Here is a 24,009-nt window from a genome sequence, read left to right on the forward strand (position 1 = left end):
AAGCGCCTTCCTCACATTTCGTCAGGAGATTTCGTCGGCGATGCCGCAAACAAAAACGCCCCGGAGATTGCTCTCCGAGGCGTCTTGTCTGTGGCCGTGACAATCACCCGAGGGTGAAGGGCACCCGGACGCGGAAGGTCGCGTCTTGAGCGGCGCCATCGACGGTCCGCGGGGACAGTTGTCCACGCTGAACCACCCGAATGGCGGCGCGGCCGAAGCCCATGCCTGCGGGCTCTTCCGAGATCACGCGGCAGTTCGCCGGAGCACCGTTGGAGCGCGCCGTGCACTCGACCGTAGCGGAACCGCTGATTTCACGTTCCAGCGCACGCGCCGGGAAGTCATCAGCCGTCGGGCGCGGTTGGCGCGACCACTGAACGTTCGTGATCGTCGACGGGCGCGGCGGAGCCGGGGGGGCGGGCGGAGGCGGAGGTCCAGGAATATTGACGGGCGGACCCGTGTATTCAACCCGATCTTCCTTCTTCGTCGGCGTGATGTTGACCGGCGGAGGGGGGACGATGTTCGGGACCGGAGCCGGCACGCGCACCTGAAGCTTCGGCGGCGGAGGCGTATCCGTCGGCGGAGGCGGCGGGGGCGGAGGAGGCGGAGGCGGCGGAACCGGCTCGACCAACTCGACCTCGACGGACTCGTCGACGTAGTTGAACTCCTTCAGCTTGAACTTGGACTGCTGAACAAAGAAGATCAGCAACGCAAACAAGATACTGACCACCATCAGGCAGACGATCAGCACGGGGTAGGACACCCCCATGAAGCCCTTCTTCTTGGGTACGTCGTAGCGACTGCGATGATATTCGACGTCTGTCATACTATCTCCGCATCCTAACTCGTCGCCTGGTCTTCGCCGACCAGCGCAACGCTATAGAAGCCGTTATCCTGCAGCGCATTCATGACCTGCATGAAGTCGCCGTAACGGGTGTTCTGGTCGCCCCGAATGAAGATCCGCTCATCGGCCGGGTTCCGGGATCCGATCTGTTCTTTCAGATCGTCACCCAGGGATCCGACGTCGGTCCGGAAGTCGCCCACATAGACGTCGCCGTCATTCTGGATCGAAATATAGACCGGCTTGGGCGGGTTCGGGGCCGCCTTGGCGACGGCGATTGGCAACTCGACAGGCACCGACACAGAGGCAAGCGGAGCCGCCACCATGAAGATGATGAGCAAGACCAGCATGATATCAACGAAAGGCGTAACGTTGATATCACTGTTGGCCTGAGGCAGGTTGCCAGCGCCGCCCGATTTAATCTTGGCGGCCATCCGTCTTACGCCCCCTTGTCGAGCTGACGCGAGATGCCGTTCAGCAACTCGGCGGCGAAGCCGTCGGCGCGCGTGCCGTAAGCAGCGATGCGGGTGTTGAAATAGTTGTAGAACACAACGGCCGGAATAGCGGCGAACAGACCGATACCGGTAGCCAGCAGAGCCTCAGCGATACCCGGAGCCACAACGGCCAGGTTGGTCGTGTTCGACTGGGCGATACCGATGAAGGAGTTCATGATGCCGTACACGGTGCCGAACAGACCGACGAACGGACCGATCGAGCCGACCGAGGCCAGGAACTGCTGGCCGCCCGAGAGGCGAAGGGCCAGACCGGATTGCACGGCGGCGACAGCCGACTGAGCGCGGGCCATGGCCGAGTCGAGGTGATCGCCGGTGACCGACAGACCCGATTGACGCGACAGTTCGATTTCCTCGGTGGCGGCGGCGGCCATGTCGGCCAGCGGGTTGCCGTCGAACTCTTCCTGGGTCGAGACAGCGCGCATGTCAGCGATGGTGCGGGCGCCGCGGAAGTTTTCGAGGAAGTTGTCGGTCTTGCGGTTCAGAGCGCCGAACTCGAACAGCTTGATAAGCAGCAGGGTCCACGACAGGATCGAGGCCAGCAGCAGGCCGGCCATGACGACCTTAACGACGACCGTGGCTTCCATGAACATGGAGATCGGAGTGATGTCGCCGTGACCGCCGCCGACGGCGTCGTTCACCGTTGCGGGATCAGCTTCGCCGGCGGCCGGAGCGGCGGCTGCGGGAGCCGCGGTCGAGGCGGCCGGAGTGGGCTCGGCCGGGGCCTGGGCCAGGACCGGCGAGCTCGCCATCAGCGCGGCGGCGCCGGCCATGGCGAGAAGGATATTCGTCTTTTTGCTGTTCAGCATAATTCGCCAGTTCCTGCTTGGTCTGACTCGTGGAACCAAAGGTGCGGCCATAGTCAGCGACCGCCCCCCAACCTGAAATGTTTCCTTCAACGCGCCCGTCCTTTCGAGGATCAGAGCCCGCTGAAATCTTCGGTGGAGATCGAACCGGTCGCCCGCCTCGTCTCCGCTGGTCGAACCTTCGGAGACACGTCTCCGGCGATCCGCATTAACGTCTTCTTGCGAAGGCGCCTCAACCCTTTGACGAACCCTTACCGGAGCGTCAAGGGACAAGAGGGGCTTTTAACCCGTCGAGAGACATGGAGAAAAGTTCCACCAACCGGCGCATTAGAGTGCAGCCGCGCGACATTTTGATGATGATCTGACGTCAGGTGAAGCAAGTTTGTTCAAAACAGCCATCCTGAGCGTGATCATTTCCCGATATGGCGAATTGTAGGGCTGATCGCTGCAAGCCAGCTGAAACCAAAGGACGGCGCAAAGGCCGCAGCGCGGGATCATGCGCTCGAAACAATCGATTTTCACGGTGTAGGAAAAGATGGTGCCTGGAGGCGGGTTCGAACCACCGACACGCGGATTTTCAATCCGCTGCTCTACCAGCTGAGCTATCCAGGCGCCGACGCGGCGTCGCGAGAGGCGGGTCTATAGGGGAGGCTTTTGCGCCTGTCCAGCGCCCAGTTCGTCCATTTCGTCATCATCTTCGGCGCCCTCGTCCAAGGCGACCGGAATGGCGTAGGCGCCGGTGAACCAGCGCTGAAGATCCACGTCCGAACACCGGCGTGAGCAGAAGGGCTTGTACTTGGGATCGGCGTCGGCCTTGCGGCAGATGGGACAGGAAGCCACGGCTCAACCCTCTTCTATTCGTCCGCGCCCCGGCGGGATTGCGGCATCGGCTTGGATCACCGCTCGCGGTCCCAGACGGGCCGCCAGCGGATCAGCGATCAGGGCTTCTTCCGGCGCGCAGCGCGCGATGATGCGCGGCGAAAGCGTATCGGCCAGAAGCTGCCGCCGCAAAGCCCTTACGACAGACAAGGCTCGTGTTTGAACGGACGGGCGTCCGCCGGCGTCGAGCAGGACCTCCTCGATCGGTGTGCGGCGCCAGGGAAGCGACATCTGCAACAGGCCGAATCGACTGACGGGTCCGAACACGGCCTGGGGATCGTGGCCGAACGCGGCCCGCGCGGCCTTGGACTGCGCCTCGGCGTCCGCACCGTCCCCGATCATGTCAATGACGACCAGGCCGCCCCAGTGGCGCAGGCCGATCAGCCGCGCTGCCTGTTTCAAACCCTCGCGATTCGCAGCCGCCCTTGCCTGTTTCGGGTCACGACCGAGCGTGGAGGCGAAGTCGATGTCCACAGCCACCAGGGCGCGGGTGCGCTCTATGGCGAGATCGATTCCATGCGAGGCGAAAACGCACGACCGAGCCAGGGCCTCCTCCTCCGCCTCGATCACGGCGTCGATGGCGGGGATGCCGGTGACCGATTCCTCGTTCGGCGCGAGATCGCGCAACTGTTCCGCGATGCTGGGTGCGGGCTGAATCAGGCGAGGCGTCCCCTCCCCCGGCCCCAGACGACGAACCATCGCCCCTTTTCCGGCACGAGGTTCGGCGGTGACGACGACTTCCAGCCGTTGGCCTTGGGTAAGTCGCTCATTTCTCGGGAACGGCAGAAAGGCGGCGGCCGGTGCGGCGATATCGACGAAGGCGCCGCGCAAGCCGGGGTTCACCTCTATCACACGCCCCACCGAGCGGGCGCCGAGCCGCGTCTGCGCCGCATCACTCTCGCGATGGATCAGAAGATCGGTGTAGCGGCCGTCGCGCATGATCGCGGCACGCGTCTCGCCAGGCGTCTCGTCGAGGAAGACCTCGACTTCGCCGCTCATGAACGCCAGCCGACGCCGTGCAAGAGCTGTACGGCCTCATAGACGGGCAGGCCCATCACGGACGGATGGCTGCCGACGATTCTCTGGATGAAGGCAGCCGCTGGGCCTTGGATACCATAGCCGCCGGCCTTGCCACGCCAATCGCCAGTGGCGACGTAAGATGCGATCTCGTGATCGGACAAGGGTTTGAAGGTCACGCGGGTTTCGTTGACGCGCGATGATAGTTTTCCGTCGCGCCAGACGGCGACGCCTGTGAAGACGCGGTGATTGCGGCCAGACAGCAGTTTCAGAAAACGCGTCGCCTCGGCCTCGTCCGCCGCCTTCTCCAGAAAGCGACGCCCGACGGCGACAACCGTATCGGCGGCGATGACGACCGCGTCGGGACGCCGTTCCGCGACGACCTGGGCTTTCGAGGTGGCGAGTCGTTCGGCCAGACGCGGCGGGGTCTCGCCCTTCAGAGGCGTCTCGTCGATATCGGCGGGATCAATGTGGTCGGGCGTGATGCCGACCTGCGCCAGCAGTTCGATGCGGCGCGGGCTGGCCGAAGCCAGCACCAGTTCGGGGCGACCCGCAGCCACTTACTTGAAGCGATAGGTGATGCGACCCTTGGTCAGGTCGTAGGGGGTCATTTCGACCAGCACCTTGTCGCCGGCCAGAACGCGGATGCGGTTCTTGCGCATCTTGCCGGCGGTGTGGGCGATGATCTCGTGGTCGTTCTCGAGCGTCACGCGGAAGGTGGCGTTCGGCAGCAGTTCGCTGACGGTGCCGGGAAACTCGAGCAGTTCTTCCTTAGCCATGCGGCCTCTCACGCCCGTTGAATATGCGTTCGACCCCACGCCGGGCGGGCGCGAGGGGCGGAATGGACGGGCCTAATGCCCGAAAACACAGAGATAGTCGAGGTCAGCCGCGACGGTAGAGGGCGCAGAGCAATGTAAACAGGCGCCGCGACGTCTCATGATCGACGACGATCTTGCCGTCCAACCGCGTCTTCAGCTGTTCAGCCCCTTCGTTGTGAAGGCCGCGCCTTCCCATATCGACCGATTCGATCTGGCTGGCCGAGGATCCGCGCAGAGCCTCATAGTAGCTGTCGCAGATCATCAGATAGTCTTTGATCACGCCCTTCAGCGGCGTCAGGCTGATGGCGTAGGTGCGCGTGAAGTTTTCGCCGTCGATGTCGAACACCAGACGATTGTCCTGAAGCGACAGCTTCAGCCTGTAGGGTCCGCCCTCGGCGCCGACGGGCTCGAAGCTGTTCTTCTCGACCAGATCAAAGATGGCGACGCGACGCTCGTGCTCGATCTCGGCCGTCGCCGCCGGCAGGGTCGCGGCATCCAGCTCGACCGAGGCCAGCTTGTGATCGGCGCTCATGCCGCAGTCCCTTCGTCCAGTTCGGGCGTGTCCAGGTGGGTCGGCGCGATCCGCGCGGGCCAGCGGTCGGAAATATCCGTGACCACGGCGTCCAGACATTCCACGTCGATTCGCAGGTCGCCGCCGCCGGCGAACATCAAGATGACGCGTCCGCTCAGATCCTCGGTCGGAATGAAGTCGAGCGCGAGCAGCTCGAGCGATGCGTCGGGACTGCGCGACAGGCGACGGCTCTTGACCGCCAGAACGTCGCCGAACTGCATGGCGCACATCACCCGCGTCCCGCCGCACTCCCAGCAGAAGCGGCTGAAGGCGATGGTCACGGTCCGGGCCGCCTTTTCCCAGACGATATCGACGGGACGCAGGATGGCGTCCTGAAGGGCGGCGGAGATGATCTGAAGATCGTCGGCGTCCTCGGCCAGCAGGCGCAGCGGTTCGACCGGCGCCTTGGCTTCGGGGATGACGCCGTTGATCTCAGTGCTCATCACCTGTTCCCTTTATGCGGCGGATGTCGGCTCCGCACGCGCCAAGCTTTTCTTCCAAACGCTCAAAACCGCGATCCAGATGATAGACGCGTCCGACCGTCGTTTCGCCCTCGGCGACGAGGCCCGCAATGACCAAGCACATCGAGGCCCGAAGATCCGTCGCCATCACCTGGGCGCCGTGCAGAACTTCGACGCCGTTGACGTGCGCCTCTCCGGCATGAACCGAAATGTCGGCGCCCAGCCGCGCCAACTCCGGCACATGCATGAAGCGGTTCTCGAAGATCGTCTCGCGCACCGTGCTGACGCCCTCCGCCGTCGTCATCAGCGCCATGAACTGGGCCTGAAGATCGGTGGCGAAGCCCGGATAGATGGCCGTCTCGACGTCCACGGCCTTCAGTCGTTGCTTCGGGTCGCGTTTGATCAGAACGCCGTCGGCGGTCGGCGAGACCTCAACCCCGGCTTCGACCATCTTGTCGGTCAGCGAACCGATCAATTCAGCTCGCGCCTTAGTCAGGCGCACCTCGCCGCCCGCCATGGCGGCAGCGACCGCGTAGGAGCCCATTTCGATCCGGTCGGGAATCACAGACCAGGTCGTTCCGTTCAGCGACGAGACGCCGGTGATGGTCAGGACGTCGGTGTCGATTCCCTCGATCCTGGCGCCCATGGCCGTCAGACAGTGGGCCAGATCACCAATCTCGGGTTCGCGCGCCGCCCGGCGCAGGACGGTCGTGCCCTCAGCCAGCACAGCGGCCAGAAGCGCATGTTCGGTGGCGCCGACCGAAACAAAGGGGAACTCGATCTCGGCGCCCTTCAAGCCTTTTGGCGCGCGGGCGGTGACGTAGCCCTCGTCCAGCTCGATCTCGGCGCCCAACGCCGTCAGCGCTTGCAAGTGCAGATCGACCGGACGCGCGCCGATGGTGCAGCCACCCGGCAACGAAACCTTGGCCTCGCCTGTGCGCGCCAACAAAGGCCCCAGCACATTGAACGACGCCCGCATCTGGCGCACCAGATCATAGGGAGCGAAGGTCGAGGTCAGGTCCCTGGCGTGGAACAGGCTCTCCTGCCCGTCCGCCCCGTCACGCTCGGTCACTTCGATGCCGAACTGGCGTAGCAACTGACCCAGGAACCGGGTGTCGGCCAGGCGCGGCATATTGGTCAGCAACAAGGGCTGATCCGTCAGGATCGAGGCGGCCATCAGCTTGATGGCGGAGTTCTTGGCGCCGCTGACGGGAATATCCCCGAAAAGCTGGGCGCCGCCCTGAATGGCGATGCTGTCCATGACGTCCTTAAGCGCGCCCGATGCCAACGCCTCGGGGGGAAGGTTCTCTAGCAAGCCGGCGGGCGCTTGCCAAAGGGCTGCGTGATTGCGAGCCGATGACTTTCAGTTGCTGTCGCGCGGCGCGGCGGGCGTGCGCGCGGGCGCCTTGCGCCGCCGCAGATTGGCCCGGAGCGCCGAGGCCAGCCGCATGGCCTTTTCCGCCTTTGCGCGCGCCTTCTCGAAATCAGGGCCCGATTCGGCGATTGGCGTCGCCTGCGCAGCGGCGGAGGGCGTATCGGCATCATGCGGCGTGCGAGTCATGGCGTGATGATGCCGTGATCACGGGCCATGTCCAAACTTTCTTTCAGATCGTCAAAAAGCCGCTTCCCTCCCCGGAAGGGTTTGGCTATACGGCCGCTTCCTCAGTCGGGGCCGCCGTAGCTCAGTGGTAGAGCGCATCCTTGGTAAGGCTGAGGTCGTGGGTTCGATTCCCCCCGGCGGCACCATCTGAGACTTGAAAAGGCCCGGCTTTCGCCGGGCCTTTTTGATTTCCAGATCGGACGAAAAGTCTTCAGTCGTATCCGTACAGGCTGCGGCGATAGGGATCGCGATCATCCGCATCCCCGTCCTTGCTCCAGCTGAACCCCATCGACATCGATTTGGTCGTGGTGTCGGCGCCATAGCCTCGACCGCGCCAGCCGCCGCCATAGGGCGAATAGAAGCCCGGTCCGCGCAGACCATAGCCGCCGTAGCCGTAGCCCCAGGTTTCGTTGCGGCCTTCGCGGTAGGCCAGGTCCAGACGACCGTTCTCGCCGACAGGCAGAGAGACAGCCGCACCATAGCTGCGATAGCCGCCGGTGCCGATCCCGGCCTCGACCATGCCATGCATCTTGCGCTCGGCCGGCGCGCCCGGCTCTCCGCTTTCGTCGAAGGTTGCGCCCGGCGTGCGTGCGCTGATCCAATTCTGGATCTGCTGTTCGGTGGTCATGCCGTGCGGGGCGGCGTCCTGAGCCGTCGGCGCGGTCAGCGACGCCTCCGGCGCCGTCGCCAAGGCCTGAGCCAGGGTGGGCGCGTTTGTCGGCGCCGTCGTCACAACGCCGTCCGGATCACCGTCCGACGCCGCCAGCGCCACACCCGCCAAGAGACTTGCGATCAGCATAGGCCACCTCCGTTCGACATCATCCTAGCACAGCGATTGAGGCCAAGGTCAGGCGATGCCGTCGCCGCGGTTCAGGGGGTCCGGCAGAGCCTCGCCCTCAGCTACAAAACTGAGCGCGACTGAGTTGATGCAATAGCGGTTTCCGGTGGGCGGCGGGCCGTCGGGGAAGACGTGACCCTGGTGGCTGCCGCAACGGGCGCATTGGGTCTCGATCCGGATCATGCCGTAGCTGGTGTCGCGGATCGCGTGGACGTGCGCCTCATCGACCGGTTGGGTGAAGCTGGGCCAGCCGGTCCCACTTTCGAACTTCGTTCCGCTCTTGAACAACGGCAAGCCGCATTCGCGGCAGCAGAAGACGCCCACCCGCTTCTCGCCCAGCAGAGTGCCGCAGAACGGGGCCTCCGTGCCATGGGACAGCAGCACGCGCTTTTCCTCTGGGTTCAGATCGGCTTCGAGCCGGGCGCGTTCTTCCGGGTTCGGCGGGGTCAGGTCATAGCCCGACGGCGAACGGAGGGATTCGGAGGTTTGGGCGAGATCGGTCATGGACTGCAAATAAGAAGGGCGGGCCAAGGGTTCCACCCCCTGCCCGCCCCTCGCTCACCCGATGAGCCGTTTCCTTATTGGAACAGCGTGCCGACCCACGTGCGCACGGCCGCCTCGTCCGTCGCCGAGCCGGTGTAGGCAAGGCCTTGCGCCGGCGTGAACGGCGCATCGTTGCCGCGCTGACGCGTGGTCCAGGCCTTATGGCCGTAGCTGAGCTCGGCATAGTTCGACGGCAGACGCAGAACGGTCGGCTCGATGAAGATCGAGTCCTCGGCGGTCACCGATCCGGCCAGACGCACGTTCGGCAGGCGCGTCAGCAGATCCAGCGTATCCAGGCACCCGCTGGTGCAGCCGCTGTCGACCAGGACCACGACCGGACCCGCCACGGGGTTTGCTGCGCCCGTGTCCGCCACCGACGGGCGGCCCGGCATGGTGAAGGTCGGCTGATTGGCGGCCAGGGCCGAATCGAAGGCGGCGACGATGGCCTGGGTCTGTTCGATCACCGGGCCGGACTCGGCGACGAAGCGCGGGTCGGCCTGCATGCGGGCCAGGGTGTCGGCGAACCACTGACGGTTGGCGGGTGTGGCGCGGTAAGTGATCGAGCCGGCTTCAGGCTGACGGCTGACGGTGAACTCCGGCGTCCAGATGCGGTTGGCCAGGCCATAGCCCTTGCCCGTCGCATTCAGCGAAGCGCCGTTTGCGCCGCGCAGATCGATGACCAGCCCCTGCGCACCGCGAATGGCGGGCAGTTGGGCTTCGACAGCGGCGTAGAAGGCGTCCCATCCAGCGTCGTCAGCCAGGGTGTGAACGTTGATCCACGGACGGCCGTCCACCGTCTCGACCGACAACGGATTGGCGCCCGGCGTATAGACGGTGGCGCGATAGGCGGCTTCCAGGCTGGCGGCGTCGGCCGGCTGGGGCTGCATCTGGAAGTCGCGATCGCGACGCCCGACCTTGAACGTGCACAGCGACGGCACGCCGCCGGTGAACGGATTGTTGCGGTTCCACAGCAGATAGGGGGCGGTGCGGACACGCCCGGCCTCCGTCGTCAGATCGCCTTCCCAGCGGTCCAGCCGCTCTTCGGCCAACTGAGCGGCGGTCTTGTCGCCGCACTTGACCAGCGTCGCGCCGAGCGGCGGCACGTTGCGCACGCCGGGCTTCACATAGGAAACGACATATTCGCCGTTGCGCCACGCCGTGGTGACGCCCGGCCAGCTGGTCGCGAAGAAGGGACCGAGGCCTTCATAGGTCGGGCGAATCGCGATGTTCGAATCGCGGAAGCCGTTGGCGTAGTAGCGCATCAGATAGGCGTGGCTGTCGCCGCTGTTCACGCGACCAACCTTGCCTTGCGCATCGGTCAGGCCAGCATCGATCCAGCTGCGAAACGCTTCGCTGGGCGCGCCGGGAATCACGGCGGCGGGGTGGTTGGCGGCCAGGGCGTCATGCGCGGCCTGAAGGTCTTGTTGCGCCAAGGCGCGAAAATCCTGTGCGACAGCGGCGCCCGCGGCGACGGTCAGCGACAGAACGGCAGCCGATGCGGCGGCGATCATGCGGTTCATGGGGTTTCCTGCGGCCTTTGATTTCAAGCTCGTGGGAAAGGTTAAACCCCATGCGTCCGTTGCTTGCCAACCCCGCCGCGCGGGATTTCGCCCGATTGTCACATGGGCTGCGGCAATGCGGCGCGCGTCAAAGCGGCGCCGAAGCCTCGACCGCTGCGCCGAAGATCCAATCGAAGCTGCGCCTCAAGGCCTCGTCCGCCTCGTCCATCGTCGCCAGAACGCCGAGATCGACCAGGCTGGTGACGCCGTGCTCCTGAATGCCGCAGGGGACGATGCCGCCGAAATGATCCAGATCCGGCTCCACGTTCAGACTGATGCCGTGGAAGCTGACCCATTTGCGGACCTTGACGCCGATGGCGGCGATCTTGTCCTCACGCGACCAGCCCGCCCCCTTGCGCTCGACCCACACGCCGACGCGCCCCGGCCGGATGTCGGCCTTAACGCCGAACGTCTCCAGGGCGCCGATCAGCCACAGCTCAAGCCCGCGCACGAAACACCGGACGTCCTTGCCGCGCCGGCTCAGGTCCAGCATCACATAGGCCACGCGCTGTCCCGGGCCGTGATAGGTGAACTGCCCGCCCCGCCCTGTGCGATGCACCGGAAACCGGCCGGCATCCAGAAGGTCGTCGTCCTTGGCCGAGACGCCGGCGGTGTAGAGCGGCGGATGTTCCAGCAACCAGACCATCTCATGCGCCTCGCCCGCCGCAATCGCGGCGACGCGCGCCTCCATGAAGGCCTCTGCGGCCGCATAGTCGACGTAGCCTTTCGACACGGCCCATTCGACCGGTCGACCATCGTCGAGACGCAGTTTCTGAAGGGACGGGCTTAACGGCTCAGCAAGCATGACGCTTCAATGTGGTCGCCAGGGCGTTTCTGCAAGAGACGGCCCTCCTGTGAAGAGAGCTTTACGTGACCCAGATCAACGCCGTCGATGTCGAAATCTCTGTGGTGCTGGGTCGATCGGTGCTGCCGATGTCGCAACTGCTGCGCATGGGTCGCGGCGCGGTGATTCCCCTGGACGCCGCAGAGGGCGACGAGGTCTGGATCCTGGCCAACAACTATCCGGTCGCGCGCGGCGAAATCGAGATTCGCGACGACCGTATCGCCATCACCGTCACCCGCCAGGCGGACGTGTACGACTTCATGGCCGGGTCGGCCTGAGGCTTTGATCCGCGACGTCTTTGCGTCGTTCATTTCGCCCTTTCCTTTTCCAACGGCTTCGTCTATTCGCCGCCGCTCCGATGCGAGCGGTCGTGGCGGAATTGGTAGACGCGCAGCGTTGAGGTCGCTGTGGGGCAACCCGTGGAAGTTCGAGTCTTCTCGACCGCACCATCTGGCTAAACAGGGCGATTCATCGGCTAAATACGGCTGGACATTCTACCAAGGGAGGCGACCACGTGAGCACCACGGACACCGCCTTTGCTCCAGACGAGACGCTCGATAACGAAGACCACGCCGCCCTGGACGAGGACTATGTCCTCACCCCTCAATTCGTCGAGAAAGTCGTGGACGCCGCCGACGACGGCGACGGGATGCGGCTGCGCTCGCTGTTGGAAGACCTGCACCCGGCCGACGTCGCCGACCTGATGGGCTTTCTGACGGCGGAACACCGCGCCGTCGTCGTCCTTTGGTTGCCGCCCGAGCTTCTGGCCGAAACCCTGCCCGAGCTGGACGACAATATCCGCGAGGAAGTGCTGGAGCGGGTTCCGCACGGCACCCTGGCCGAGGCGCTGCAGGAACTGGATTCCGACGACGCCGCCGCTGTCGTCGAAGACCTGGAAGACGACCAGCGCGAGCGCGTTCTGGCCGCCATGCCCGAAGTCGATCGCGCCGCCATCGAAAGCAGCCTGGGCTATGCGGAAGAGTCCGCCGGCCGCCTGATGCAGCGCGAGGTGATGGCCGCGCCCCAGTTCTGGAGCGTGGGCGACACCATCGACCACATCCGCAAACAGGGCGACGACCTGCCCGAGCTGTTCTTCGACATCTATGTCGTCGATCCGCTGAACCGTCCGGTCGGCGGCGTGCCGATCAGCGGCCTGTTGCGCGCCGCCCGCACCGTCGCCCTGACTGATCTGATGGAGCCGATCAACGAGATCGCCGTCGATCAGGATCAGGAAGAAGTCGCCTACATCTTCGAGAAATACCACCTGATCTCGGCGCCGGTCGTGGACGCGGCCGGACGGCTGGTGGGTCAGATCACCGTCGATGACATCGTCAACATCATTCAGGAAGAGAACCGCGAGGACATCTTGCGTCTGGCCGGTGTCGCCGACGAAGACCGCGGTTCGTCCGTACCCGAGATCGTGCGCGGTCGCGTGCCCTGGCTGGCGATTAATCTGGCGACGGCGGCCCTGGGCGCCAGCGTCATCGGCCTTTTTGAAGCCACCATCCAGCAGATCGTCGCCCTCGCCGTGCTGATGCCAATCGTCTCTGCCATCGGCGGCAACGCCGGCACCCAGGCCCTGACCGTGACCGTGCGCGCCCTGGCGACGCGTGAGCTGAACAGTTCGAACGCCCCCCGCACCTTCTGGCGTGAAATGATGGTCGGCCTGGCCAACGGCCTGATCTTGGCCCCCCTGATCGGCATCGCGGCAGGCTTCTGGTTCCGGGACGAAGACTGGAAGATCGGCCTGGTGATCGGCGCGGCCATGATCCTGAACCTGTTGGTCGCCGCATCGATCGGGGTGCTGACGCCCCTGACCCTGTCCAAGCTGAAGTTCGACCCGGCCGTGTCATCAGCTGTGTTCGTCACGGCGACCACCGACTTCTTCGGCTTCCTGATCTTCCTTGGTCTGGCCACACTGGTGCTGCTCTAGACACGACGCGGACGATCCGGCGCGGCCCTTGCTGGGAGCGGTGCGAGCGCCGCGCGCCTGTTTCCAATTGGGTCAACTGTGTCTGACGTCCTCCCCAAACCCAGCAAGGTGTCCCGCGAGGGCGTCCTGCTGATCAAGAGTTTCGAAGGCTTCCGCCCTCGGGCCATGCAGCGCAGCGACGGTCGCTGGGTCATCGGCTATGGCCACACCCAGTCGGCCCGCGAGGGCGCGAGGGTGTCCGAGGCCGAGGCCGAACTGCTGATGCAATACGACCTGATCCCGATCGTGAAGGCCGTGACCGATCACGTCCGCGCCCCTTTGAACCAGCATCAGTTCGACGGCCTGGCCAGTTTCGCCTTTTCCATCGGCGCAGACAGGTTCGCCGCCTCGGACGTGGTTGAACAGTTGAATGCGGGGTCTGCGCGTCAGGCGTCCGCCTCCTTGAGCGCCTGGGCCGATGAAGCCGCAGCCGAGACCCCGACCCGCCGTCGCTCGGCTGAACACGCGCTGTTCAACGCCGCGCCCGGCGCGCCGGTCACCTTGGCGGACCTTTTGGCCGCGCCCCTGCCGTCTCCTTTCGAGACGGATGAACCGACTCTGCCCGCCGTCGACGGCGCCCTGGATGAAGCCGTCGCCCCCTTCCCGGCCCAAGACGACGTAGCGCTGGCTCAAGCGACCACCGCGCCCCAGCCGCATGCCGTCTATGCCGCGACGGCGGTCGGCCCGGTCCCGGACGTCGTGCCGCTGAACGGGCAGTCGGAGACCGTGTCCGTCGCTGCGCCGATCATCGCCGCCAACGACATCCACGCCCCGGTTGAGACTCAACAGCCGGAGACGCCGTCGGGCTTCGCCGATGCGCAGAAGACCAGCGTGGTGCTGACCGCGCCGGGACTGGCCGAAGCCGTGCCCGCCGACAGCCCCGTCGAACCGGTCATCGAGGGCGACGCTGCATGCAGCGAAGACGTGCTGAGCACGCGTGAACGCCTGGCGCGCGCTCGGGCCAAACGGCGTTCGGGCCTTGGCGAAACCCTGACCTTCGTCATCATGGGCGGCCTGGGCGCCCTGTGCCTCGGCGTCGCCATGGCCGCCTTTCGCCGCGCGTCGATCTCGAACAGCAGTGACACCGCCACGGTCGCCTGGGTCCTGATCCTGGTCGCCGCCGCCTGCCTCGGGGTATCGGGCTACAACTGCTATCGGCGCTGGGGACGGGCTGACCGCGTCTGACAGCGCTTGGCGAAAGGCCGTGCGCGATGCTACGCCCTAGCGCATGAGCATTCCCTTCGCGCCCCAATCCATGGAATTCGGCCTTGGCGATAACGCCGACGCCATCCGCGACACCACCGCCCGCTGGGCCGCCGATCGCCTGGCCCCGCTGGCCGCCGAGATCGACGAAAAGAACGAGTTCAAACGCGAACTCTGGCCCGAGATGGGCGAGCTGGGTCTGCACGGGATCACCGTCGAAGAAGAGTTCGGCGGCCTTGGCCTGGGGTATCTCGAACACGTCGTCGCGATGGAGGAAGTGTCGCGCGCCTCGGCCTCGATCGGCCTCAGCTACGGCGCCCACTCCAACCTGTGCGTCAATCAGATTCGGCGCTGGGGCACGCCCGAGCAGAAGCAGAAATATCTGCCCCAGCTAATCAGCGGCGAACATGTCGGCTCGCTGGCCATGTCGGAGGCCGGATCGGGTTCCGACGTCATGTCGATGCGCACCCGCGCCGAAAAAAAGGGCGATCGCTACGTCCTGAACGGCACCAAATTCTGGATCACCAACGCGCCCCACGCCGACACCCTCGTCGTCTACGCCAAGACCGATCCGGATGCAGGATCAAAGGGTTGCACCGCCTTCCTGATCGAAAAGGGCATGAAAGGTTTCAGCGTCTCCAAGAAGCTGGACAAGATGGGCATGCGCGGCTCGGACACCGCCGAACTGGTGTTCGAGGACTGCGAAGTGCCGGAAGACAACATCATGGGTCCGCTGGGCGGCGGCGCCGGCGTGCTGATGAGCGGCCTGGACTATGAGCGCGCCGTTCTGGCCGCCGGTCCGCTCGGCATCATGCAGGCCGCACTCGACGTAGTCCTGCCCTACGTCCGCGACCGCAAGCAGTTCGGCAAGCCGATCGGCTCGTTCCAGCTGATGCAGGGCAAGATCGCCGACATGTATGTCGCTCTGAACAGCGCCCGCGCCTATGTCTATTCGGTCGCCCGCGCCTGCGACGCCGGCCTGACCACGCGCTACGACGCGGCGGGCGCGATCCTGCTGGCGTCCGAGAATGCGGTGAAGGTGACGATGGAGGCCGTTCAGGCCCTGGGCGGGGCCGGCTACACCAAGGAGTGGCCGGTCGAACGGCTGGTCCGCGACGCCAAACTCTATGACATCGGCGCCGGCACCAACGAGATCCGCCGCTTCCTGATCGGACGGGAACTGCTGGGCGGCTGACGGCTTGTCTCCGGACAAGGAGACAGCCCATGCCCGCCAAATCCGCCGCTCAGCAAAAGGCCGCCGGCGCCGCCCTGTCGGCCAAGCGTGGAGACACGCCGAAGTCGAAGCTAAAGGGCGCGTCCAAGTCCATGGTCGAGTCCATGACGGAAAAGCAACTGGAAGACCTTGCCGAAACCAAGCGCAAGGGCAAACCCGAGCACGTGCAGGACTGAGACAGCGTCGATTTATCTGATCGCCTGTCCGTTCTGTAAGTGGCGATCCGCGCGCCGACCGCCTAGATGGGCGCAATCTCCAGCCGAGCGCCCCGCCTGATGCCCGCCCAACCGCCTCCGAACGACGACCTGCGGCGGTTCTCCGACGTCCTTGAAGACCTCGGCCACGCCCCGGAACCCAAGCTGACCATGGCCGAACTGGTCGCATCGTTCGGCGAGCGCGGCTTCGGGGCCATGATCCTGATCCTGTCGCTGCTGGCGCTTTTGCCCTGGCCGCCCGGCGGCAAGGCGGTCTTCGCCGTGCCGATCATCCTGATGTCTCTGGAACTGGCCTTCCAAAGACAGAGCGTGTGGCTGCCGCGCTGGATGTTGAAGGCCTCGGTGTCCCGCGCCGCCTACACGTCCTTGATCGCCACGCCGTTCGCAGCCCCGGCCTGGCTGCGTCGCTGGGTGCTGTCGGCAAGGGTGCGGATCGCCGGGCGCCGCTACATCTTTTCCGACGGCGTGAGGCGCGCCGTTCGCAGACGCCCGAATGGCCTGAGCGTCCTGAAGATGGTTCGCGCCATCGAACGACTGACCCGCCCACGCCTGCCGCTGCTGACCGGCGATGTCGCCGACACCTTCACCGGCCTGGTCTGCGTCGTGTTGGCCCTGATCATGGCCTTGCCCATTCCGTTTGGAGACGCCCTGCCCGGCATCGCCCTGGTTCTGTTCGCCCTGGGCATGATGCAGCGCGACGGGGTCGCCATCCTGCTCGGCGTCGTCGCCACCGCAGCCAGCGCCCTCTATCTGTTCCTGATCTGGGCGACGGTGGTCGAGGTGGCCCAGCACGTGACCGGCTGGTTCGCCAAACTGCTGCACTGACGGCGACAAAAAGGGCCGCCGGGTTTCCCCGACGACCCTTCATTGCCTGACCGCGAACGGTCCGGCCGCAACTCAGTCTGAAAGGCTCAGACCAGACCCTCTCCGAGGGCCAGGGTCGCGGTCGCCGCTCGCGATTGATGACAATGAGACACTGGATCACCTCCTTTCGACTGTTGAACAGGGAGGTGAAACATAAGACGGCTCAACGCCTTGCGCCAATGGGCTTCGCGCTTTCGTGAACGCGTGTCGATCTACTGCGTCGGCGACGCCCCGCCGGACAGGCCCTGCATGATCATGCGATTGATATCGATCAGATCCTGAAAGCTCTCTTCGCCCCGCATGATCGCCGAGGAATGGCGATTGATGAATAGGCTCAGGGAAATGATCTGCGCACGCATCGGAGCGCCCAGAGCGTTGCCTGCATCGCTGCACTCGCCAGCCAGCGTCGACCAGAGGCGGCGATTCCAGTCCAGCGCATCGATGCGCGTGGCGATGTCGGATTCGTCGACGGTCGAGGCGTGAACCAGAGCGCGCGTGACCTGACCGAACAGACGGTACTCCAGGTCGCGCGGGCTCTCAGCCCTCGCTGTCGCCGCTGTGTAGGCCTGAAGCGACATTCAGCACTCTCTCTTCATACTCGACAATCTTACGCGCCGACATCAGGGCCTTGTAGTATTCGCGCGCCAGCACATGACGCGAGGCCGAGACGCATTCGGCCAGGATGTCCGGGTTCTGCGTCGCGCCCATGAATTCGGTAATCCGCAGAGCGAGTTCGTCGAAGAACTTCGACGCCGAACTCTCGTCCAGATACATCATCATGATCGGGAAATAGATGCGGCGTGCGGGCGTGGTGACGTCCTCGGCCTGCATGATGTCCTTCTCGCGCAGGACGCTGGCGCGGTTTTGAAGGATCAGCACGCCGCGACGATCGCCGTTCTGGACCACGGCGCCATTCAGAACAAACTTCTCGCCGGGTTTCAGCGACAGCTTCAAGGCCATTGAGGACCGTACTCCAGTCGTGGTCGAGCCGATCGCGCACGACAGCTCCGAGTGAGCCACACTCTACCCCGGCATCAGTTAACCATCCCTTGTGAGATCGATCTGCTGGAACGCGTATCGTCGCCGTTGCGTTGGCTTGTCGAAGAGGAGACGACCATGCCGGACAACGACTATCAGGACGATCAGGAACAGTCTGAGACGTTCGACGAAACCCATCTGGACGACGAGGGCGACGGCGAGTTTCTGTTGGATGAAGCCGACCAGGTGCTCGACGTGACCCAGGCCGATGGCGACGCCGACGAAGAAGATTTCGACGAGGACGCCGAGATCGATCTCGACGACCAGTTGGCCCTCGACGGCATCGAACGCGAAGCCGACGCCCTGTTGGGCGTCGATGGCGAAAACCGCGATCAGATCGACGCCGAAGGCGGGCCGCCGTCAGCGCCGGATGAAGTCGAGCTCGTCTATTCCGGCCTGATGGAAAACGAACGCGGCGCACAGGCCAGCGCCGCCCATTGGGAGGCCAAACGTCTCTCGGACGACGACATTACGGACCTGGGATACGGCCCGGACGGCGATCAAGACGCTCCGGCGCAATAAGGAGAGAATGACATGACCGACGACAAAGCCCGTCACGACGCGTCGCACGACGCCCCGCACGCCAAGCGCACGACCGCGCAGGACGGCGTGCCGGACCAACTCGATAAGATCGACAAGTCGGATAGCCGCCAGGAGGCTCTGGTTGATGAAGGCCTGGAAGAGACCTTCCCCGCCAGCGATCCAGTCTCGGCGAAGCGCATCACCTGATCGCTGTTCACGACGCAAGTGATCCGCTAACCCACTCTGTGGAAACACGGAGTGGGTTTTTCTATGAGCCGTTTCGAAGGCACGGACCGTTACATCGCCACGAGCGACCTCAAGGTCGCGGTGAACGCCGCGGTCGCACTAGAGCGTCCCCTGCTGATCAAGGGCGAACCCGGCACAGGCAAGACGGTCCTGGCCTATGAGATCGCCAAGGCCTTCGACGCGCCGCTGATCACCTGGCACGTCAAATCCACGACCAAGGCCCATAACGGCCTTTATGAATACGACGCGGTCAGCCGGCTGCGCGACAGCCAGCTGGGCGAGGAACGCGTCCATGACGTCCGCAACTATCTGAAAAAAGGCAAGCTGTGGGAGGCCTTTACCGCCCCTGCACGCCCCGTCCTGCTGATCGACGAGATCGACAAGGCCGACATCGAGTTCCCGAACGACCTGCTGCAGGAACTCGACCGGATGGAGTTCTACGTCCAGGAAACGGACGAGACGATCCGCGCCGAAGTGCGCCCCATCGTCATCATCACTTCCAACAATGAAAAAGAGCTGCCCGACGCCTTCCTGCGCCGCTGCTTCTTCCACTTCATTCGCTTCCCCGACGCCGAAACCCTTTCGGCGATCGTCGACGTACACTTCCCCGGCATCAAACCGCGCCTGGTTTCCGAGGCCTTGAAGACCTTCTACGAAATCCGCGACACGCCGGGTCTGAAAAAGAAGCCGTCCACCTCAGAGCTTCTGGATTGGCTGAAGCTGCTGCTGGTCGAGGATATCGACGCCGAGACCCTGCGCGAGAAGACGCCGAACAAGCTGATCCCGCCGTTGCATGGCGCGCTGCTGAAGAACGAACAGGACGTGCATCTGTTCGAACGTCTGGCGTTCCTGAACCGCCGCGAAGGCTCGCGCCCCGGCGGCTGACCCTGTGATTACCGCGATTTCACTGGATCACGCGGCCGCAGCGAGCAGAATGAGGGCCAAGAGAGGTTCGACCATGCGTCATGTCCTGCTTTATCTCGCGCTCAGCGCCAGCCTGGCCGCCTGTGACGGCGACAGCTCGGTCCGCATCACCACCACCTCGTCCAGCGACGATCAGGGCGCGGGCGTATTGAAGGTGATCGACGCCCTGCAATGCCCAGACAATCTTGGCGTCCTGACGCGAAAAGGTCTGGCGGCGGCGGGCGGCGCGAACTGCGTCTATGGCGGTCCCAAGGGCGCCGACGTCGTTCTGCATCTGGTCAAGCTGGACGGTCGCTCCGTTGATGACGTGCTGCGGGACTTCGAGGCGCGCGCCAGCGCCGATCTGCCCCACACGGTCGCGCGCCTGGCCCCGGGCGCAGGCGATGCGCCGCCGCCTCCGCCATCGATCGAGGCAGGCGATACGACTTCCGTCCAGGCGCCGGGGGTCGACATCAAGACGCGCGGCGAAGACGCCTCGGTCCGCCTGCCGGGCTTGAAGATCGAGACCCAGGGCGATAACGCCAGCGTCCGCATCGGCGGCATCAACATCCAGTCCAAGGATGGACAAAACGTCCGCACCGAAACCTCGACGGTCAGCGTGGACGCCAACGACAACTCCACGCGCGTGCGCACCCGTGCGCCGGGCGCGGCGACGCGCATGACCTATATCCTGGCTGACGATCAGCCCGGCGATGCGGGCTGGCGCCAGGTCGGCTTCGAGGCGCGCGGCCCCAGCGGCGGCCCGATCGTGATCGCCGTGGTCAGGTCCAAGGATCGCCGCAACGACGGCATTTTCGACGACGCCAAGGAACTGGTCACGCTGAACGTCGGACGCTGACGCGGCGATTTCCTGCGCCGTCTGGTCCCTCCCGCTTGATCCCGGCGTATCTTTGCGTCACCTGACCAGCCGACAAGCGATCAGGACACGCGATTTGGCCGAGCGCCCCACTAAGAAGAACGCCCCCCGCGCCTGGCAGCGCATGCTGTCCGGTCGTCGCCTGGATTTGCTGGACCCGTCGCCGTTCGACATCGAGATCGAGGACATCGCCCACGGCCTGGCGCGCGTCGCTCGCTGGAACGGTCAGACCATTGGCGAACACGCCTTTTCGGTCGCCCAGCACTCGTGCGTGGTCGAAGAGATCGCCGCCCATATCAAGCCCGGCCTGGATCCGAAATGGCGTCTGGCGGCCCTGCTGCATGACGCCTCGGAATACGTCATCGGCGACATGATCTCGCCGTTCAAGGCGGCGCTGGGGGCCGGGTACAAGGACTTCGAGGCCAAGTTGGAAGCCGCAATCCACCTGCGCTACGGCCTGCCGCCCAAGACGCCGCAAACGATCAAAACGCTGATCAAGAAGGCCGACAAGGCCTGCGCCTTCTTCGAGGCGACGCAGTTGGCGGGTTTCACCGAAAAGGAATCGCTGGGCTTCTTCGGCAGCCCGCCCGAGGGCTACAGCCTGACGATCGAACCGCAACCCGCGCCTGTCGCCCAGGCCCGCTATCTGGAACGGTACCGCGTTTTGGCTGGCGCCGTCGGCCTGATCCCCGCCGACGACGCCTGGCACACGGAATAACACGATGACGCAGGGGGCGGAGGATGGCGTTCGCATCGGTCTGTCGGCGGTCGTGATAACCTTGAAAGACCGACAGGCCGTCGTCCTGACGACCCCGACCGAAGACGGTTCACGCGCCCTGCCCTTCGGACCTTTCGATCCCGTGCGCGACCGCACCTTCGAACGCGCTCTGCGGGACTTCGTGACCGCCCAGACAGGGTTTCGGCTTGGCTTTGTCGAACAGCTCTACACCTTTGGCGACGCGGGCCGCGCCTCGCCGCGCGCCACCCCCGGTCCTGGTCGTCACAGAGAGGTCTCCGTCGGCTATCTGGCTCTGACGCCCGACACGGCGGAAGGCCAGACCCACGACGCCCGCTGGGACGCTGTGTTCGAGTTCTTTCCCTGGGAAGACCGGCGCAGCGGCCAAGACACTCAGATTACGGAAGGCCTGCACGCCTGGGCCGACGGCGACGAGCACCGCATAGCCCGCGCCCGCGCCGTGTTCGCCCTGACGCCCGATCACCGCTGGAACGAGGAGCGGGTCCTGGAGCGATATGAACTGCTCTATGAAGCGCGTCTGGTCGCTGAGGCGTGGCGCGACGCCGACCTGTCGCCCACTCAGCCCATGCCGGGCCGCATCATGTCCTCGGATCACCGTCGCATCCTGGCGACCGCCCTCGGCCGTCTGCGCAGCAAGCTGAAATACCGCCCGGTCCTGTTCGATCTTACCCCTGGAGTCTTCACCCTGTCCCAACTCCAGGCGGGCGCCGAGGCCGTCTCGGGCCTCAGCCTGCACAAGCAGAATTTCCGGCGCGGCGTGGAGCGGACAGGGCTGGTCGAACCCACCGGACAGCTCTCTTCCACCACGGGCGGCCGACCCGCCGAACTGTTTCGATTCAAGGGTGTGGACGCCCAGACCGGCGCCGCGCCGGGCCTGTCTTTGCCCGCGCAAAGATAGCGTCGGATTTCTTTCACAGACGGGTTGCGAAGCGCTGCGGCTCCGACTAGAGAAGCCCCTCGCTCGACCAAGCGATATCGGCGCCGCGGAGAGGTGGCAGAGTGGTCGAATGTACCGCACTCGAAATGCGGCGTGCCTGGAAGGGTACCGTGGGTTCGAATCCCACCCTCTCCGCCATTCCGCCGGGAATAGCCTAGACTACGAATGCTTAGGTTCCCGGCTACGGCCGGTCGCGCTTTTCCGGTCCACATCATGGTTCACACCGGTGACGGTGCGGATGGTCCGGACTTTCGATGGGAACACGCCCCTTGCCGGAGTTGAGGTTCGCCGCTACGCGCGGAGCACGTCATTCTATCTCTTTTGCCGTGGCCGCATTGATTACCTACGCATGCGGGCGCCGCTTCGTCATCAGGATCGAGTTTGTTGGCGCTACCGAAGTGAGATGGTCTCTACAGGTCTGTCATCCACGCGCACACAGATGGAGCGGTTCGCCGTGGTCGTCCTGCTGCCGGTGTTCTTCACCCTCTCGAGGCTGAACACTCAGTTGACCATGATAAACAGCGTCAGCCTGCTCGGGTGACGGTGGCGATCCGGTTCGCGCCAGCCGCGTCCAAGGGCGTCGCCTGCTGGGCGAGGCGCGCCTCACGGGTCAGGACGACGCCATCGCCATGGGCATCGGCGCCCTAATGAATGCGCGCGGTCCGATGGAGTTAATCATGATCAGCATCGGCCTGCAGCGCGGCATCATTGGCCCGGCGCTGTTCTCCATGCTGGTGGTGGTAGCCATCGTGACGACCCTGATGGCCTCGCCCCTGTTCGAGTTGGTTTACGGCAAAAAGGCGCGCGGACGTGACGAGCTAGGCTCGCTCGCCGACGCCCAGGACGATCTCTCACCCGCCAAACGCGCGGCTGTCTATTCAGCCAGGGTCGAACGTCGGACGGTGAAGTCGAACGGGATGGTCACGCCGGCGGGCAGATCCGCATCCCCCGCCTTGGCCCGGATCAACAGGCGCGCGGCCTCCGCCGCCATCGCGGCGACCGGTTGAACCACGGCGGTGAGGGGCGGATTACTGAAGCGTACGATGGGGGTGTCGTCGAAGCTGACGATGGCCAGACCGTCGGGCACCTGAATGCCACGGCCGTTCGCGACCCGTAGCGCCGCCAGCGCCATCTGATCGTTCGAGGCCACCACCGCCGTCGGCGGGGTCTTCAGCGCGAAGAAGGTCTCCATGGCCCGCACGCCGGACTCAAACGAGAAATCTCCTCGCCCGACAAGGTCGTCATCTAGCGGCAGTCCCCGGTTCGAAAGCGCCCGGCGATAGCCGTCCAGCCGCGCCCCACTCAGCACATATTCATCGCTGCCCGTGATGAAGCCGACGCGTTCATGTCCCAGATCCAGCAGGTGGGTCGTGGCCACCTCGGCGGCGGCGCGGTCGTCCATGACGATGGCGAACCCAGGCCCAGCCGCGACCGAGCCGATCCGCGCGAACGGCAGGCCCATCTGCACCAGCAACTGGGTGATCAAGGGATTGTCCGAGTGCGGCGGCGTAAGGATCACCCCGTCGGGGTGGAGGGCCGAGATCGCCGCCTGCACCTCCCGCTCGACCTGGGACGAATGGGTGTCGACCAACTCGAAGATCATGCGGTAGCCGAACTCGGCGGACTTCAGCATGCCGCCCAGCAGCATCTGGTCGACCCAGTCCGTGCCCTCGCCGGACTTCCACCCCTCGATGGTGCGGTCGCGATCGTTCAGGGCTAGCAGCAGATAGGATCGCGACCCGCCCATGCGCTGGGCCGCCAGACTGGGCACATAGCCCAGCTTCTCGACCGCCGCATTGACACGCTCGCGCACCTCGGGGCGAACGTTCGGCCCATTGTTGATGACCCGCGAAACGGTCTGAAGTGAAACGCCGGCCTCGGCCGCCACGTGTTTGATGGTTACGGAGCCGCGCACACGCTCATCCGCCGCTGTGAGTCCGATCTGCTCATAATGC

30 protein-coding genes and 4 tRNA genes are annotated in these 24,009 nt (G+C 64.9%); 15 read left to right on the forward strand and 19 right to left on the reverse strand.

The annotated features are described in order from the left end of the window. Positions 1-103: 103 nt before the first annotated feature. The 12 genes from HNP47_RS16500 to HNP47_RS04560 all read right to left on the reverse strand — a co-directional run bounded on the left by HNP47_RS16500 (position 104) and on the right by HNP47_RS04560 (position 7,463). Positions 104-823 (reverse strand): energy transducer TonB, encoded by a 720-nt coding sequence (locus HNP47_RS16500; protein ID WP_055754883.1) that lies wholly within the window; start codon positions 821-823, stop codon positions 104-106. 14 nt (positions 824-837) lie between these two features. Continuing rightward, complete coding sequence (locus HNP47_RS04510; protein WP_184278513.1) at positions 838-1,272, reverse strand: biopolymer transporter ExbD; 435 nt, start codon at positions 1,270-1,272, stop codon at positions 838-840. Positions 1,273-1,277: 5 nt separating this feature from the next. Continuing rightward, the gene (locus HNP47_RS04515; protein ID WP_017505197.1) at positions 1,278-2,159 is read right to left on the reverse strand and encodes a MotA/TolQ/ExbB proton channel family protein; all 882 of its coding nucleotides are present in this window, start codon (positions 2,157-2,159) and stop codon (positions 1,278-1,280) included. A gap of 533 nt (positions 2,160-2,692) precedes the next feature. Then, positions 2,693-2,768 (reverse strand) — tRNA-Phe (locus HNP47_RS04520). A 27-nt stretch (positions 2,769-2,795) separates the two neighbouring features. After that, positions 2,796-2,996, reverse strand: coding sequence for a DNA gyrase inhibitor YacG (locus HNP47_RS04525; RefSeq protein ID WP_184278514.1), 201 nt, complete (start codon positions 2,994-2,996; stop codon positions 2,796-2,798). A 3-nt stretch (positions 2,997-2,999) separates the two neighbouring features. Further along, a complete protein-coding gene (locus HNP47_RS04530; protein ID WP_184278515.1) occupies positions 3,000-4,034 on the reverse strand; it encodes a ribonuclease E/G in 1,035 nt (344 codons plus the stop codon). Continuing rightward, entirely contained in the window at positions 4,031-4,612 is a 582-nt protein-coding gene (locus HNP47_RS04535) for a nucleoside triphosphate pyrophosphatase (protein ID WP_184278516.1), read from the reverse strand. Before HNP47_RS04535 ends, HNP47_RS04530 begins: the two co-directional genes overlap by 4 nt. Further along, positions 4,613-4,831, reverse strand: a complete 219-nt coding sequence (gene infA / locus HNP47_RS04540; RefSeq protein ID WP_008261544.1) for a translation initiation factor IF-1 — start codon at positions 4,829-4,831, stop codon at positions 4,613-4,615. A 103-nt stretch (positions 4,832-4,934) separates the two neighbouring features. Next, positions 4,935-5,402 (reverse strand): UPF0262 family protein, encoded by a 468-nt coding sequence (locus HNP47_RS04545; protein WP_017505201.1) that lies wholly within the window; start codon positions 5,400-5,402, stop codon positions 4,935-4,937. Further along, a complete protein-coding gene (locus tag HNP47_RS04550) occupies positions 5,399-5,884 on the reverse strand; it encodes a DUF2948 family protein (protein ID WP_184278517.1) in 486 nt (161 codons plus the stop codon). Before HNP47_RS04550 ends, HNP47_RS04545 begins: the two co-directional genes overlap by 4 nt. After that, positions 5,874-7,163 (reverse strand): UDP-N-acetylglucosamine 1-carboxyvinyltransferase, encoded by a 1,290-nt coding sequence (gene murA, locus HNP47_RS04555; RefSeq protein ID WP_184278518.1) that lies wholly within the window; start codon positions 7,161-7,163, stop codon positions 5,874-5,876. Before murA ends, HNP47_RS04550 begins: the two co-directional genes overlap by 11 nt. A gap of 102 nt (positions 7,164-7,265) precedes the next feature. Beyond that, positions 7,266-7,463, reverse strand: a complete 198-nt coding sequence (locus HNP47_RS04560) for a hypothetical protein (protein WP_184278519.1) — start codon at positions 7,461-7,463, stop codon at positions 7,266-7,268. Between the two features lie 110 nt (positions 7,464-7,573). Here HNP47_RS04560 and HNP47_RS04565 point away from each other — a divergent pair. Then, a tRNA-Thr gene (locus HNP47_RS04565) sits at positions 7,574-7,648 on the forward strand. A gap of 65 nt (positions 7,649-7,713) precedes the next feature. Here HNP47_RS04565 and HNP47_RS04570 read toward each other — a convergent pair. From HNP47_RS04570 to lipB, 4 genes are all read right to left on the reverse strand, one after another. Beyond that, the gene (locus HNP47_RS04570) at positions 7,714-8,301 is read right to left on the reverse strand and encodes a hypothetical protein (protein WP_221414912.1); all 588 of its coding nucleotides are present in this window, start codon (positions 8,299-8,301) and stop codon (positions 7,714-7,716) included. Between the two features lie 48 nt (positions 8,302-8,349). Beyond that, the gene (gene msrB, locus HNP47_RS04575; RefSeq protein WP_184278520.1) at positions 8,350-8,844 is read right to left on the reverse strand and encodes a peptide-methionine (R)-S-oxide reductase MsrB; all 495 of its coding nucleotides are present in this window, start codon (positions 8,842-8,844) and stop codon (positions 8,350-8,352) included. 74 nt (positions 8,845-8,918) lie between these two features. Then, positions 8,919-10,403: a hypothetical protein gene (locus tag HNP47_RS04580; RefSeq protein ID WP_184278521.1), complete on the reverse strand. Its 1,485-nt coding sequence runs from the start codon at positions 10,401-10,403 to the stop codon at positions 8,919-8,921. Positions 10,404-10,530: 127 nt separating this feature from the next. Next, entirely contained in the window at positions 10,531-11,247 is a 717-nt protein-coding gene (lipB, locus tag HNP47_RS04585; RefSeq protein ID WP_184278522.1) for a lipoyl(octanoyl) transferase LipB, read from the reverse strand. A gap of 65 nt (positions 11,248-11,312) precedes the next feature. Here lipB and HNP47_RS04590 point away from each other — a divergent pair, with 65 nt between their 5' ends. The 7 genes from HNP47_RS04590 (at position 11,313) to HNP47_RS04620 (ending at position 16,735) form a co-directional block, all read left to right on the forward strand. Next, positions 11,313-11,564 carry a FliM/FliN family flagellar motor switch protein gene (locus tag HNP47_RS04590; RefSeq protein WP_017505209.1) on the forward strand — a complete coding sequence of 84 codons (252 nt, stop codon included), beginning with the start codon at positions 11,313-11,315 and terminating at the stop codon, positions 11,562-11,564. An 86-nt stretch (positions 11,565-11,650) separates the two neighbouring features. After that, positions 11,651-11,735, forward strand: a tRNA-Leu gene (locus tag HNP47_RS04595). Positions 11,736-11,800: 65 nt separating this feature from the next. Then, positions 11,801-13,219: a magnesium transporter gene (mgtE, locus tag HNP47_RS04600; protein WP_066551775.1), complete on the forward strand. Its 1,419-nt coding sequence runs from the start codon at positions 11,801-11,803 to the stop codon at positions 13,217-13,219. Positions 13,220-13,297: 78 nt separating this feature from the next. Next, the gene (locus HNP47_RS04605; protein ID WP_184278523.1) at positions 13,298-14,443 is read left to right on the forward strand and encodes a lysozyme; all 1,146 of its coding nucleotides are present in this window, start codon (positions 13,298-13,300) and stop codon (positions 14,441-14,443) included. Between the two features lie 43 nt (positions 14,444-14,486). Further along, positions 14,487-15,656, forward strand: coding sequence for an isovaleryl-CoA dehydrogenase (locus tag HNP47_RS04610; RefSeq protein ID WP_184278524.1), 1,170 nt, complete (start codon positions 14,487-14,489; stop codon positions 15,654-15,656). A 29-nt stretch (positions 15,657-15,685) separates the two neighbouring features. Continuing rightward, positions 15,686-15,871, forward strand: a complete 186-nt coding sequence (locus HNP47_RS04615; protein WP_039247297.1) for a DUF3008 family protein — start codon at positions 15,686-15,688, stop codon at positions 15,869-15,871. A 99-nt stretch (positions 15,872-15,970) separates the two neighbouring features. Beyond that, positions 15,971-16,735: an exopolysaccharide biosynthesis protein gene (locus HNP47_RS04620; RefSeq protein ID WP_221414913.1), complete on the forward strand. Its 765-nt coding sequence runs from the start codon at positions 15,971-15,973 to the stop codon at positions 16,733-16,735. Between the two features lie 251 nt (positions 16,736-16,986). Here the strand turns inward: HNP47_RS04620 and flaF are convergent, their stop codons facing one another. Beyond that, a complete protein-coding gene (flaF, locus tag HNP47_RS04625) occupies positions 16,987-17,352 on the reverse strand; it encodes a flagellar biosynthesis regulator FlaF (RefSeq protein ID WP_055808591.1) in 366 nt (121 codons plus the stop codon). Beyond that, entirely contained in the window at positions 17,312-17,734 is a 423-nt protein-coding gene (gene flbT, locus HNP47_RS04630) for a flagellar biosynthesis repressor FlbT (protein WP_045811316.1), read from the reverse strand. The genes flaF and flbT overlap by 41 nt, the downstream gene beginning before the upstream one ends. A gap of 156 nt (positions 17,735-17,890) precedes the next feature. Between flbT and HNP47_RS04635 the strand changes: the two genes are divergently transcribed. The 7 genes from HNP47_RS04635 (at position 17,891) to HNP47_RS04665 (ending at position 22,192) form a co-directional block, all read left to right on the forward strand. Beyond that, the gene (locus tag HNP47_RS04635) at positions 17,891-18,334 is read left to right on the forward strand and encodes a hypothetical protein (protein WP_184278526.1); all 444 of its coding nucleotides are present in this window, start codon (positions 17,891-17,893) and stop codon (positions 18,332-18,334) included. A gap of 12 nt (positions 18,335-18,346) precedes the next feature. Then, a complete protein-coding gene (locus HNP47_RS04640) occupies positions 18,347-18,541 on the forward strand; it encodes a hypothetical protein (RefSeq protein ID WP_184278527.1) in 195 nt (64 codons plus the stop codon). A 63-nt stretch (positions 18,542-18,604) separates the two neighbouring features. Then, positions 18,605-19,465, forward strand: a complete 861-nt coding sequence (locus HNP47_RS04645) for a MoxR family ATPase (protein ID WP_017505219.1) — start codon at positions 18,605-18,607, stop codon at positions 19,463-19,465. A gap of 73 nt (positions 19,466-19,538) precedes the next feature. Continuing rightward, positions 19,539-20,342 carry a methyltransferase type 11 gene (locus tag HNP47_RS04650; RefSeq protein ID WP_184278528.1) on the forward strand — a complete coding sequence of 268 codons (804 nt, stop codon included), beginning with the start codon at positions 19,539-19,541 and terminating at the stop codon, positions 20,340-20,342. A gap of 94 nt (positions 20,343-20,436) precedes the next feature. Further along, a complete protein-coding gene (locus HNP47_RS04655) occupies positions 20,437-21,078 on the forward strand; it encodes a YfbR-like 5'-deoxynucleotidase (RefSeq protein ID WP_017505221.1) in 642 nt (213 codons plus the stop codon). 4 nt (positions 21,079-21,082) lie between these two features. Further along, positions 21,083-22,015, forward strand: coding sequence for an NrtR DNA-binding winged helix domain-containing protein (locus HNP47_RS04660; RefSeq protein ID WP_184278529.1), 933 nt, complete (start codon positions 21,083-21,085; stop codon positions 22,013-22,015). A gap of 87 nt (positions 22,016-22,102) precedes the next feature. Continuing rightward, a tRNA-Ser gene (locus tag HNP47_RS04665) sits at positions 22,103-22,192 on the forward strand. Positions 22,193-22,928: 736 nt separating this feature from the next. On the opposite strand, the gene HNP47_RS04670 is transcribed toward HNP47_RS04665, so the two are convergent. After that, a complete protein-coding gene (locus HNP47_RS04670) occupies positions 22,929-23,969 on the reverse strand; it encodes a LacI family DNA-binding transcriptional regulator (RefSeq protein WP_311770021.1) in 1,041 nt (346 codons plus the stop codon). Between the last annotated feature and the right edge of the window lie 40 nt (positions 23,970-24,009).

The organism is Brevundimonas vesicularis (assembly GCF_014204545.1).
Lineage (GTDB): Bacteria > Pseudomonadota > Alphaproteobacteria > Caulobacterales > Caulobacteraceae > Brevundimonas > Brevundimonas vesicularis_B.

Coding starts and splice junctions, on each gene's coding strand:
- HNP47_RS04550 (WP_184278517.1), bottom strand. CDS start 5,884: ATGAGCACTGAGATCAACGGCGTCATCCCCGAAGCCAAGGCGCCGGTC.
- HNP47_RS04510 (WP_184278513.1), bottom strand. CDS start 1,272: ATGGCCGCCAAGATTAAATCGGGCGGCGCTGGCAACCTGCCTCAGGCC.
- flbT (WP_045811316.1), bottom strand. CDS start 17,734: ATGGCCTTGAAGCTGTCGCTGAAACCCGGCGAGAAGTTTGTTCTGAAT.
- msrB (WP_184278520.1), bottom strand. CDS start 8,844: ATGACCGATCTCGCCCAAACCTCCGAATCCCTCCGTTCGCCGTCGGGC.
- HNP47_RS04610 (WP_184278524.1), top strand. CDS start 14,487: ATGAGCATTCCCTTCGCGCCCCAATCCATGGAATTCGGCCTTGGCGAT.
- HNP47_RS04560 (WP_184278519.1), bottom strand. CDS start 7,463: ATGACTCGCACGCCGCATGATGCCGATACGCCCTCCGCCGCTGCGCAG.
- HNP47_RS04580 (WP_184278521.1), bottom strand. CDS start 10,403: ATGAACCGCATGATCGCCGCCGCATCGGCTGCCGTTCTGTCGCTGACC.
- HNP47_RS04615 (WP_039247297.1), top strand. CDS start 15,686: ATGCCCGCCAAATCCGCCGCTCAGCAAAAGGCCGCCGGCGCCGCCCTG.
- HNP47_RS04635 (WP_184278526.1), top strand. CDS start 17,891: ATGCCGGACAACGACTATCAGGACGATCAGGAACAGTCTGAGACGTTC.
- murA (WP_184278518.1), bottom strand. CDS start 7,163: ATGGACAGCATCGCCATTCAGGGCGGCGCCCAGCTTTTCGGGGATATT.
- HNP47_RS04650 (WP_184278528.1), top strand. CDS start 19,539: ATGCGTCATGTCCTGCTTTATCTCGCGCTCAGCGCCAGCCTGGCCGCC.
- HNP47_RS04530 (WP_184278515.1), bottom strand. CDS start 4,034: ATGAGCGGCGAAGTCGAGGTCTTCCTCGACGAGACGCCTGGCGAGACG.
- lipB (WP_184278522.1), bottom strand. CDS start 11,247: ATGCTTGCTGAGCCGTTAAGCCCGTCCCTTCAGAAACTGCGTCTCGAC.
- HNP47_RS04640 (WP_184278527.1), top strand. CDS start 18,347: ATGACCGACGACAAAGCCCGTCACGACGCGTCGCACGACGCCCCGCAC.
- HNP47_RS04515 (WP_017505197.1), bottom strand. CDS start 2,159: ATGCTGAACAGCAAAAAGACGAATATCCTTCTCGCCATGGCCGGCGCC.
- HNP47_RS16500 (WP_055754883.1), bottom strand. CDS start 823: ATGACAGACGTCGAATATCATCGCAGTCGCTACGACGTACCCAAGAAG.
- HNP47_RS04570 (WP_221414912.1), bottom strand. CDS start 8,301: ATGCTGATCGCAAGTCTCTTGGCGGGTGTGGCGCTGGCGGCGTCGGAC.
- HNP47_RS04545 (WP_017505201.1), bottom strand. CDS start 5,402: ATGAGCGCCGATCACAAGCTGGCCTCGGTCGAGCTGGATGCCGCGACC.
- flaF (WP_055808591.1), bottom strand. CDS start 17,352: ATGTCGCTTCAGGCCTACACAGCGGCGACAGCGAGGGCTGAGAGCCCG.
- HNP47_RS04620 (WP_221414913.1), top strand. CDS start 15,971: ATGCCCGCCCAACCGCCTCCGAACGACGACCTGCGGCGGTTCTCCGAC.
- HNP47_RS04645 (WP_017505219.1), top strand. CDS start 18,605: ATGAGCCGTTTCGAAGGCACGGACCGTTACATCGCCACGAGCGACCTC.
- infA (WP_008261544.1), bottom strand. CDS start 4,831: ATGGCTAAGGAAGAACTGCTCGAGTTTCCCGGCACCGTCAGCGAACTG.
- HNP47_RS04660 (WP_184278529.1), top strand. CDS start 21,083: ATGACGCAGGGGGCGGAGGATGGCGTTCGCATCGGTCTGTCGGCGGTC.